Here is an 11,704-nt window from a genome sequence, read left to right as displayed (position 1 = left end):
GTCCTTTTAAAAGGCTACACATTAGAGCCAGCAGGTGATGACACCACAGCACCAAATCAAGACAAGCGGATACCACAAGGACTTTATAACGTAGCGTGGCATAAAAGCCCACGTTTTAAGATGACATTACCGCTTTTATTTAATGAGAGCGTGAGCCGTGAGCGGTTTATCTTAATCCACGCTGGGAACTATCCAAAGCATACTGAGGGCTGTATCTTGCTAGGGGATGCCCACGTAAGTAACGGCGTATTTAACTCAAAAACAACATTAACGAAGTTTTTAGGGCTAACAAAAAATCAGGATTTTAAAGTAAAAATAATAAATGAGGGGGTGTGAAAATGACAGAGAATAAAGAAAGTACAGAATTAATAAACGCTGAATATATGCAAAAATTTAAGGAGATTTTGGCTTTAAGCGTAAATGAAAACTCGCCTTACAAAGAGAGTTTAAAATTTCTAAATGAGAAGCTAGATGAATACGCAATCCCAGACATACAAAAAGTGCAGGTATTAGCCCAGCTTTTGCCAAATATGACAATAACATTTACAAACACAGCAATGCAAACAGCTCTCTCGCTTTTAGAAACTTCAAGGAGAGCTAGGCTTTTAGACATCCAAAGCTATCAAGTAGTTTTAGCTTTTGGAAAAGACATGGATATAAAAGATAAAGAGTTAGCCATTAAAGACGAGCAATTAGCCGAGCTTAGCGAACAACGACCGCAAAAACTTCAAGCCCTAATCAAGCAAAATTTAGCCATAGACGCAAACATTAAAGGCATAAACGAGCAAACAGAGGGGCAAAAAATCCAAAACGCAATGGCAACCGAACAACGACCGCAAAAACTAGAACAGCTAAAACAGCAAGTGCTATTATTAAAAGCACAAATTGAAAAAACAAAAACCGAAACAACCCTAGCAGAAAATCAAAAAAACGCAGTCCGTGACCAAGTTTTTGATAATAGAGTGATAAAATCACTCCAAGTTATCGGCTCATTTATTAGCGAAATCCAAGCAAACGGACTTAATGTCCCTGCTGATATGACTAAATTTTTATTTAATCTAACAAACGAGCTAATTAAGAAAAATGGGCTTAATTTAACACTGCCAAGCACTTATAATATGACTAAGCCAAAGTAAAATATGGGATACATAGCTTTTAATAATCCGCTAAATTTAGTTTTTGATAGCGAGATAGACACCGATATTTTAGCAAACGCAGCGGGTGGACTAAATGATGAAAACCTAGCAGGTGGCAGTAACTACATAGCCACACGTGCAAAAATAGAATACGACCATATTTTTTTAAAGGGCGAACCGCCTAATTTAAGCGAAGTTTTGTTTATGTTAGGCGAAAATTTTGCCGAGTTTGCACTTTTAAAAATGCAAATTGCAGATAGCGCCCCAAATAAAAGCATTGTGTTTGAAACATTTTTAAGAGCAAACGCCCTAACCGAACAAGCAAGACAAGACGCTTTTAACGAGCTATTAAAAAGGAGCGGTTGGCGTAGGGGAACGCTAAATAATAGCGATATAGGCAGGATTTTAAGCGGTAGCGGATTTTTTGATTTATCAAGGATTAATGGCATAGGTGGGGCTGGTGGCATACAGCTTGGCAGATTAGCAGAGGAGCGATACGGCGACTCTGCTTTTGAGAATGCACTAGAAAATCTCGGTATGCAAATTGGCGGTCCAGCACTTAGCGCGCTAGGTGGCATAATTGGTAGTTTTTTTAACGATGAGCCATTTAGAGATAGCATAGGGCTAAATCTAGCAGAGGCGACAAGTGACTTTATGATTAACTCACTAGCAAATATGATTACGGATAAGGTGGTAGGCTCTCTTTTATCTAGTGCTACTCACGCACTAGGCACGACAGCAGGAGCAATAGGCACATTAGGCGTGGCAAATTTAGCCGTATCAGCCATAAAGGAAGCCTACGAAGTAGCCACTGGGCTTGACCGCTATTATGGCTTTGGTGGCGATATTTTAGGCACGATAAACGGAGCTAATGCATATTTAGATAACAGAAATTTATGGCAAGGCGTAAAATCAATGTTTGGGCTGCCCTCTGGACTTGAAACGGTGCTATCATATGATGGCGAAACGTTAGGTTTTGCTTACGACGGCAAGATTACTACAACGATAAATAATGGCAATTTTATAAGCACCATATCAGGCTATACTTTAAAAGATTATACAAATTTTGATACTTTTGCAAGAACTGGCTATGAAAATTTTGGCGACGCTCTAAGGCATAAAAATGATTATTTAAATTATAGAGAGCGAGAGTTTTTAAAAAATGAGTTTGAAAAAACGAATAATAAAATGCTTAAAGAGCTTAATGACTTTGCAAAAGAGATGGCGGGATATGGTTTAAAGTTAGACCAGCCCTTTATTGAGCAAAACATAGCCCCAAACTGGGGACAAGTAGTTTGGGATAAAGTTTGGGGCGAAGAGAATACCTCAAAATGGAAAGATGGTTTAGGTGCTAAGGTTTGGAAAAAAGTTTGGGGCGGGGGCGATATAGGCAATGTAAGCAGAGTAAGCGACATTACTTATAATTTAGACCGAAGCTTGGATTTTTCACGTGCAATAGAAAAGACAAGAATACTGCCAAACTTTGATTGGCTCGCAAACGATACAGCCAAAAGAATGGGTCAGTTAAATTTCATTACTACTGGTAGCCTATCTGACAATTTTTCGCTTAATAAATACATAGGTGCGGACAATTTCTTTAATAGCACGATGAATGATATTCTTAATAAAGATATTGCTAAAATGCTAACAAATGGACCTAAAATCATAGACGGCAAAGATAGCTGGGGAGATTGGGCTGAACTTGACCCTGTTGATAAGTGGAGAAATATGCCTAGATTTTAGTCCTTGCACATAAAAAATTTGTGTTTCAAACTGCTCCGTATTTTAGGGATTTTAGCTGGTGTCAAAAAATAAAAGGTGTATGAGTTTAATCCATACATCCCTACGATAAAGCATTGCATTTTTTTTACTTACTTTTTAGCTTACCAATAAAAACAAAATAGCGTATTTTATGGGGCTTATAATCATTTTTCAAATCCCTCTCTGTCCGCCACTGCTTGATTTGTTTTACTTCGGATTGATTTAAATTGATTTGTTTTTATCCTTGTTAAAGTCCTATTTTACCGCTATTTATCACTATTTTTTAGTTTATTTTGATTTGTTTTAGTCTGTTTTGATTTATATTAATATAAGCAAAAATAACGGACAATATCATATTTTGCGTTGTTGTATTTTTCAAATTCTATAATTTGATTAAAATATTATTAATTGTTTTTTCCAGCTTTCACTAATTTTCAAAAATATTGCTGCCCCATTTGCTTTTTTAAATTCAAGAAAATTTACTTTTATATTGTATTTGCCGCTTGTTAGCTCTACTCTTGTAATTTTCTTAAAATTCCCATAATTGCCTTGTGGTAATTCAAATTTATTGGCAATTTTATAGGGATGGTATTTTGAAATATCAGAAACAATAGCGAATTTATCGGCTTTTATAACTCTTGCATTTTCACTATACAAATTTGTATCACTACCCTTAAAAAATTTCCATTCATTCTGCTTTTTGTCTAATGGGGTAATTTCCACACCGATGATAGCTTTATTTTCAAGGCAACTTTTTTGAGAAAACGTTTCTTGTGTGCAAATTAAATCAAAATCAAAATATTTTTCATCGGACACGAAAAAATCACCATTTTTAATGGTAATATTTGTATCTAATATTTCTATTTTATCATCTTGTATTTCTTTTGTGTATGTATAAAGCGTATTGGACGGATTTAAAAAAGGCGAAGTCAAAATTATATAGATAATAAATCCCATTGTAGCAATAAATATTAACAATTTCATTTTTTGTTTCGCTATAATACTTTTCAAATCTTTGCCTTAATCTCAATAATATATCCGAGTTTTATACTAATATTTACATTTATAAAATGCTTTTTCATTTATAAAATTATATGTATTATTTTCATATTTATATTTTTTATAATATTCTTCTTTTTTATATTTAAAAAATGACATATAAAAATCTATATTTTTATATTGTATTTTTATATCTTTTATTGTCTTACACATCTCTTTAATTGTGTTTTTATCTACGTTATTATATATATTTAAATAAATATCGTTAAATGATGCTTCATATAAAACAAAATTTTTATTAGTGCAATCTTCATAAGAACCGCAATATTTTTTATTTATAAGAATATTTTTTATTTCATCAATAGATTTTCTGGCTATATCTATTGTTTTACCACCTGCTTTTCCATGATTTAAAAACAACAATAAACCACCTATAAAAAAGCATAAAAAAATAATTAAATACAATATGCTTTTAATAATAGTTTTAAATATTTTCATAAATATCTCTTTTGAAAAATTGTTTAATAAAAAATACACAAAAGCATTAATAGCACCATTGCCATCGCTATCTTGCAAGGATAAAGCGTAATAACCATTATAGCAAATTTGGCATTTACTCTCCTTTAATTTTTTATTGTTATTGTTTTTGTAACTGGCACTTTGTTTGGTGGAATTGTAGAATTTATATCCCAATAATTTTTATGAATTGTTATTTTGAGATTTATATTTTTTAGCTTACTAATTATCTCTATATTTTGCATTAATTGCTTCATATCGCTTTTATTTATACCAAATACTTTTAAATCATATCTATCAAAAAAACATTCTTTTGTGCTAGATATTCTAGTTTTATCTAATCCATCATACAATACAATTACAGCATTTTGATTTGCCTGTGTTTGGCATTCAACTCCTTCGCAACCAAACAAAAATAAAGCAAAACAAAATGTAAAGCACAATTTCGTTTTCATTAAATTTTCCATTTCATAAATTTAGGCTCTATGATTTTATTAAAATCTAAGCAAAATTGATTTTAAATGACACAATAATAAGCATGTCAAAAGCACCTTTTATAACATCTTTACCAAATTTGACAGCTTCATTTACTGTATCCATAATTTTTTCTTTCTATTTATTTTTAATAACATTAGGTAGTTTATTTAAAAAACTACCAGCTATTTTTTGTTTTTTATTTATTCTTTCATCTTTTAAAATTTCAATTTTTGCGACAAATAAAAGTAAAATTAACCACTCTAAAAACATACAAATAAAAGATAGTAAAAACCAAGAAAATGCAAAAATAAACACAGAAACTAACCAATGTATGTCAAAATTTTCATCTATATATATCGCAAATCCGATAGAAAAAAATATACAAAAAAGAGCATAAAAAGTTTCAATTATATTTGATAAAAAATTGCAAAATTTAATATTAGATATTTCATATTTCGTTCCACAATTTTTACATTTTATACAATCATCAAAATTAAAAGTAAATAAATTTTGTAACCTATTTACCTTTTTACTACAAACTTCACATTTTTTATAAATCACTTCATTTTCCAATCAAAAATTTTAAAATTAAACTATTCCTTTTGCCCCATTCTCCCAGCTCCGTAATCTTACAAACTTTCATTTAAAATTTTTATTAAATCATATTTTAATAAAGATAATTTATAAATGTTGATAATTTAACATTCATTTTTTACCTATAAACCTAAAATAAAAAACATAATATTTGATAAGGGCGAGAATTTGCAAATTTCGCAAATAAATAGTTTTATATCAAACAAATAAAATAAAATGACTTACAATGACTTATTAAACAAATTTGAACCAAATATAGTGTCTTTAACCACTAAATGCGGTCATTACAATAGTTTTGCCGCTAGTATCTTTCATTGTAACTTCATTTGTGCCATTGCTATCTTTGACATAAACAATACCTTTGCTCATAGTTACTCCTTTCTAATTTAAAAGCGACCAACACTTTATGTTTTATTATTTAAAAAATCTATTAAAGTGTCTAAATCGGCTTTATCAAATAGATATCTACTTATAAATATTGTATATATAGGTTTTTTGTGATTTATTATAAAATCATTTGTAATAATTGTGCGTTTATTCCAGCAATATTTTATGTCGGCATAATAAATTTTTCTTTGAAAAAACGAGTATTTTGCAATTAAAAAATCATTACAACATTCTATCTTTTCCAATTTAAAGGTTAAAATATACCAAAATATAAGAATAAAAATAACTAATATACTGATTATTTTTAAAAAGATCTTATCAGTATTTAATAAACCTATGCAAACAAATACTGTCGCTAAAACCCATATCGCAAAAGCAATACCGTATATTATTGATTTTGTAGATTTTACTTTTTGTATTGTCAAAATCGGCTCATCTGCTTTTGCATCATTGCCCAAATTTATATCCTTTTCATCTTTCATACTTTTAGCCCCATAAATTTGACAAAATTATTATAAATTTATACTTATAAAATATATATCATTTGGTATTTATAACTTGAAATATTTTCTTTAAAATTAAAACTTACCTTTCGTCCTTTAAAATAAATTTTTCTATCAAAATTTTTGTAAATATATATAAAAAAATAGCAATTGTTATATCAATGATTTCTGCTATACCTAAATATTCTGATATATTAAAATAATTAATTATTTTGTTTTTTGTTATTTTCATTGTAAAAAATACAAATATAGGCACTAAAAGCATAAAAATATAAATACTTTTTTTATGTAAAAACAAGAAAAACACATATAAACATACAAAAAAGCTCATAATAGGTGCAAAAAATATAGCAAAAAAACCAAATATATATAGCCTTTCATCTCCACAAGAAATAATATTATCAATTAACCAAAGCACGAAAACCATACTTATAGAATGAATAATAAACAATATAGAGCAAATAATTAGACCTATAATTACTCTTGTAATATTTATACTTGATTTTTGTTGTGTTATATTTTTCAGCCTTACTTCCTTTTGTGTTTCATTATTCCAACTCCGTAATTTTACAAACTTTAAATTAATTTTGCTTTTAAAATTCGCCAAAATGGCTAGATAATGAGCTAAAAGAGTATATTTTAACGGCTAATTAAACGATAAAAAAGTATAATCGCAATTTCATTAAAACACAAGGTAAAAAATGCAAAACCCAAACAACATTTTTGGCGCGATCTACCGCATAAGCGCTATAGATAGGATTTTTCTATCAAAAGAATACGCAAAAGATAGGATTTTTAGTATTGTGGCGTCAAACAGCCCAAATGATTTAAGCGAGCTTGCCGCCGAGCTTAACGAGCTTTATGACATTACGGATAAACAGAGCCTTTATGAAGCGATAAAAGGATACGATTCTACCGAGTTTGAAACCATTTTGCTAAATCTACTTTTTAGAGCCAAAGATGAGCTGGGAGATAAATTTAGCGAGCTAAATTTTGGTAAATTTAACCTTGTCTATGCGAATGATAACTCCCTAAAATCGGCGCTTGAAGTGTTTAAAATCAAGCCAAACGATGATGATTTTAAAACCTACAAGGCTGATTTTGAAAATTTTGCTAAATTTTTCTTTGGCATTGGCGAGGATGCGAGCGATCAAATCCCAAAATTTGCCAAATTTTATGACGCTACAAAAGAAATTTCAGCCCTTTGCAAAGGCACCACGATCGCCGCTTTTGACTACGCAAGAATCGTTCAAATCGCAACTGGCGGTTATGCTTTGGGATATTTAAACGAGCAAGAATTTCTTGAAATTTTCACCCTTTATACCGAGATGACGAAGAAAATTTTTAAAGGGTTTGACGAGTTTATCGCTAGTTTTTTACTTGGCAGGGCGTTTATGAATTTCTTTGAAAGGGACGAGTTTATAGATGAGGGCTTGATATTTCGTGCAAATACCTTTTATATCGCTTTAAATTCGCCGTTTGATATGTTTAAAGAGAGCGGAATTTGGACTGAAAATTTAGACGAGCAAAAAGCTAGAATTTCTAAGATTTTAGAAAATTTAATAGACCTAAACGAATACAAAAACGCGCAAAATGAGATGGAGTCGCTTAAAAGTGGGTTAGAAAACGAGCTTTTATCGCATCAAAGCGACATTAAAAAGTTTGAAAAAGCGCTTGATTGTTATCTTGCAAATTTTCACTACGTTTTAAAAGATGGCGGCGTTGAGTTTATTTTTAACGATTTTGTTATAGAAAACGCCATTTTTACGCCACTTCACGAGCTAACGGATGAATTTTCATTTTGCACTAACGTAGAAAAATTTTTAAACAAAACCAAAATAAAATTAGCTGATGACGAGTGGGCGATAATGGTGATTTTACGTGGCGACAACACGCTTGTTACAAACAAAGGTTTTTACGTTCAGAGCGGGTTTATGTTTATGAAAAAAGTCAATTTTTATCCGCATAAAGATGTGAAATTTAGAGCCGTTTTAGACGGCACTGGCGACCTTAAATGTTTTATAAACAACAAAGAGAAATTTCTGATTGATTTTGGCGCATACGCAAAGGCGGCAGGCAAGAAAATTTCGCTTACAGAAGATGAACAAAACGCCAAAGATTTTAAAGGCGAGATAGATGCCTTTACGTTGGCGTTTGATAAGCTAATTGGGGCTTTGGAGGCTTAAACAACCCCGCCACTGCCATTAACCATTACATTATTACCATCAAGCTCAATTTTAATATACTCATCGCTAATTCTTTTTATAAATTTTATCTCCTCGTAAAATACTGGTTTTACAAGTTCTTTACCTGTTAAATCAGCAATGCCCCACTTATCGCCAAGCCTTACACTAATGTAGTTTTCGTATTTTTTAAAGCCATCATACTTAATGTCGCCTTTTGAATCAACTATAATAGCACTACCATTAAACTCAATTTCAACAATATCCTTACTAAGTTTATTTAAAAATTTTATCTCCTCTTTAAATGTTGGCTCTACTATACATTCGCCAGATAAATCGGCGACACCCCATTTTTCACGTCTCTTTATACTAATGTAATTTTTGTATTTTTTAAAGCAATCACACTTGTAATACAAACGCTCTAAAAAATCAACATTTCGTTCATTGGTTAATATCTCAAAACCAACCTTCTCATTATTTTCATAACTATATATATCTTCTATTTTTACCCAATCATATTTGTTACCATGTATGTCAATCACACCCCACTCATTGTCTTTTCTAACCTTATAAAAATCATTTGACATATCGGTTATACAATCATACTTAGTCTCTAATATTACACTACCATCTCTATTTAATATTTTTGAGCAACCAGTTTTATTAATTAAAAAGCGTTCATTAATACTTTCATAATCGCTGTCATAAGAATTACATTCAAACTCAAAAATACGATTGTGTTTTAAATCCACACATACCAATTTTTCTCCACCGGCTAAAAAGCAAAACATTAATCCGCCCCAACACCTAGCACAAAGTTCAACATTAGATTTATATTCAAATACAATATTAAAATTTTTATCAACTATTTTGCACACACTACAATTAATCATTGCTAAATAAAATGTATCACTATCCTTGTTGCCAATTGTATAAAAACTATATGCACACTCATACAACAAACTGCCATCTTTATCAAACAAACCACTAGAATATTCTATTCCAACTTCTATATAATCATCATAATTATCAAGTAGCTTAACTCTATCATATATAGCCTTAGTTATAAAATTGCAATTTTTATCTAATAAAGCAAATTTAGTATCCTTACTACAAAGCTCGCTATACTCATATTCTTTTTTATCAAAACCAACTACAAAAACACCATGCACAATATCTACACAACTACAACTTTTATGAATAGAACGAACCCCTCTGTTTTTATCTTTTTCGCTGCTATCATATTTAGTAAAATCACAATGTGCAATCTCTTTCCCCTGCCTATCAAATACATGGCAACTTTTTTTATTACGAGCTATGGCTAAAAATAAACCATTTACATATTTTATATTGCCATACTTAAAATCAATAATTAAACCATCCTTGCCAATCACTCCATAAACTTCATTTTCTGTATAAATTATAGCAAACTCATCATATACTACGTTAAATTCTAATATATGACCATTTATAGAACCATAACCACACTTATATTTTGCTACTATATTAAACAAATCATCATAAACCACATACCCTCCACTAACAGAAAAAACATTAGAATACACTGGCCTTACAGGATATGGCAATTTTAAAGTCTTGCCAGTTTCATTAATCAGAAGCGTTTCATTACCAAGTTCTAATGCTAAAACTTTCGTTCTGTTACTAATACTAATACTATCATATATACACTCTGCAATTACATCTCCTTGTGAATTTATTGCTCCATATTTACCATCAATGCAAAGTAAAAAAATATCACTTTTTTCAAATCTATCAATATAGTTATATTTACCTTTCTTTATAAATTCAACAATTATTTTACCATCTCTATCCAAAAGCCCATACTATTGTTATAAATAAATGCTATGGTCTTAGAGTTATTTGTGGGTATATCCGACAAATAATCATATTTACAAACAAAATTACCCTGCATATCTATCAAACCATATTTATCTTTAACCCTAAATATAAAAGGTGCAGGTATTTCTGAAAATAAAATATCATAATGTTTAATAATTTCATCTACTTTATATAAATAACCACTAATAAAGTCATCACTCATATTTATTTTGGCTATATAATCGTAATTCAATTTCAAAAAATGTCCATCTGGTAATTTCCACATATTAATCCTTTTATATTACTTGAACTAGCTCATTACTATATTTGCTTTTATAAGCAAGAATTTTTACATCAGGTTCCGATACGAGAACTTTTAGTTGTTTTGCAAATTTTATTAGATTATCCTCAAATCTATCGCCATTACGCATATAATCAAAAGTCGTGCGTAAAAATCCTCTGCCTATGACTATTTGCCTGATTTTTATATAAACTTTTCTATCGTTCGTAATTACCCTGCTCTCTTTTTCATATTCCCAAATTTTCTGCTTTGTGGTAAAAATTTTCTTAACAAACCAAAACCACTCATCTCCATAAGAGATATTATTAACATATCTTACAAACTCATAATCCTCTTCTTTATTTGTATACTTAACCTCAAATGGACCTTTTTGGTTTTTACTATTATCAATATCAAAGTCTATCCTGATGCCATTATGATTACCTGCATAATGAGCCCACATTAGGTGCTGTCTTAAATCTTTTTCTATGTTATATTTTGATTTTATTGGGGTCTTGCTAAAACTGCAAATTCTATACTCATTTTTTGCATTTCTAATGCGTTCTAGTATATTATCCACATTACTACCAATCGTATATACAAAATAAAACAGCCCCTCTCTTATATCATTTAACTCCTCAAATTTTGAAGCATAAAGCTGTTTATTTATCAAAATATCTAAAATTCTCTCATTTGATTCATTTTTTAACAAATAAGTCAAATCCTGACTGGTATTTACCATTTCAGATATTTTCTTATCTCTATATCCCTGTATTGCCCTAAATTTTGAATACACTACTTCTCCTTTGCTTTGTAAAATATTCTACATTTTACCCCCCCCCCCGCTTAAAAATCAATAAAAATTTCAAAGAAAACTTTAAGCTATAATCCATAATAAAAATGTATTTTTAAAAACAATTTGAATAAGAAAATAAATTTAAAAAACAGAGAATAACAGTGAAAATTAGCAAGATAAAATTTAAAAAAGTCCAAAAGCAATAAAAATAGCAGAAACTTAAAAACTAAAAT

The 11,704-nt window shown here is 30.1% G+C and carries 12 protein-coding genes; 4 read left to right on the top strand and 8 right to left on the bottom strand.

Annotated elements, in window-relative coordinates; all coding sequences use genetic code 11:
* The 3 genes from NYG85_RS10970 to NYG85_RS10960 all read left to right on the top strand — a co-directional run.
* Positions 1-336, top strand: a 336-nt coding sequence (locus NYG85_RS10970; protein WP_284938628.1) for a DUF5675 family protein, incomplete at its 5' end; no start/stop codon positions are given.
* Between the two features lie 2 nt (positions 337-338).
* On the top strand, positions 339-1,136 hold the full coding sequence (locus NYG85_RS10965; RefSeq protein ID WP_284938627.1) for a hypothetical protein: 798 nt from the start codon (positions 339-341) through the stop codon (positions 1,134-1,136).
* A gap of 3 nt (positions 1,137-1,139) precedes the next feature.
* Complete coding sequence (locus NYG85_RS10960; protein WP_284938626.1) at positions 1,140-2,879, top strand: hypothetical protein; 1,740 nt, start codon at positions 1,140-1,142, stop codon at positions 2,877-2,879.
* 411 nt (positions 2,880-3,290) lie between these two features.
* Here the strand turns inward: NYG85_RS10960 and NYG85_RS10955 are convergent, their stop codons facing one another.
* From NYG85_RS10955 to NYG85_RS10935, 5 genes are all read right to left on the bottom strand, one after another.
* Entirely contained in the window at positions 3,291-3,908 is a 618-nt protein-coding gene (locus NYG85_RS10955) for a hypothetical protein (RefSeq protein WP_284938625.1), read from the bottom strand.
* A 39-nt stretch (positions 3,909-3,947) separates the two neighbouring features.
* Positions 3,948-4,472, bottom strand: coding sequence for a hypothetical protein (locus NYG85_RS10950; RefSeq protein ID WP_284938624.1), 525 nt, complete (start codon positions 4,470-4,472; stop codon positions 3,948-3,950).
* 47 nt (positions 4,473-4,519) lie between these two features.
* A complete protein-coding gene (locus tag NYG85_RS10945; RefSeq protein ID WP_284938623.1) occupies positions 4,520-4,867 on the bottom strand; it encodes a hypothetical protein in 348 nt (115 codons plus the stop codon).
* 157 nt (positions 4,868-5,024) lie between these two features.
* Positions 5,025-5,462, bottom strand: a complete 438-nt coding sequence (locus NYG85_RS10940; RefSeq protein ID WP_284938622.1) for a hypothetical protein — start codon at positions 5,460-5,462, stop codon at positions 5,025-5,027.
* A gap of 425 nt (positions 5,463-5,887) precedes the next feature.
* Complete coding sequence (locus NYG85_RS10935) at positions 5,888-6,352, bottom strand: hypothetical protein (protein WP_284938621.1); 465 nt, start codon at positions 6,350-6,352, stop codon at positions 5,888-5,890.
* A 722-nt stretch (positions 6,353-7,074) separates the two neighbouring features.
* On the opposite strand from NYG85_RS10935, the gene NYG85_RS10930 reads away from it, so the two are divergent.
* Positions 7,075-8,559, top strand: coding sequence for a DUF1266 domain-containing protein (locus NYG85_RS10930; RefSeq protein WP_284938620.1), 1,485 nt, complete (start codon positions 7,075-7,077; stop codon positions 8,557-8,559).
* On the opposite strand, the gene NYG85_RS10925 is transcribed toward NYG85_RS10930, so the two are convergent.
* Genes NYG85_RS10925 through NYG85_RS10915 form a run of 3 tightly spaced genes read right to left on the bottom strand, consistent with a single transcriptional unit; the run spans position 8,556 to position 11,471 of the window.
* Positions 8,556-10,391 carry a WG repeat-containing protein gene (locus NYG85_RS10925; RefSeq protein ID WP_284938619.1) on the bottom strand — a complete coding sequence of 612 codons (1,836 nt, stop codon included), beginning with the start codon at positions 10,389-10,391 and terminating at the stop codon, positions 8,556-8,558. The two genes, NYG85_RS10930 and NYG85_RS10925, sit on opposite strands and share 4 nt — an antisense overlap.
* Positions 10,370-10,681, bottom strand: a complete 312-nt coding sequence (locus tag NYG85_RS10920; protein ID WP_284938617.1) for a hypothetical protein — start codon at positions 10,679-10,681, stop codon at positions 10,370-10,372. Before NYG85_RS10920 ends, NYG85_RS10925 begins: the two co-directional genes overlap by 22 nt.
* A 10-nt stretch (positions 10,682-10,691) precedes the next feature.
* A complete protein-coding gene (locus tag NYG85_RS10915; RefSeq protein ID WP_284938616.1) occupies positions 10,692-11,471 on the bottom strand; it encodes a DUF2971 domain-containing protein in 780 nt (259 codons plus the stop codon).
* Positions 11,472-11,704: the final 233 nt, after the last annotated feature.

Source organism: Campylobacter gastrosuis, assembly GCF_030249845.1.
Lineage (GTDB): Bacteria > Campylobacterota > Campylobacteria > Campylobacterales > Campylobacteraceae > Campylobacter_A > Campylobacter_A gastrosuis.
The sequence above is the reverse complement of the archived record's forward strand: the minus strand, read 5'-3'. Positions and strand labels throughout refer to the sequence as shown.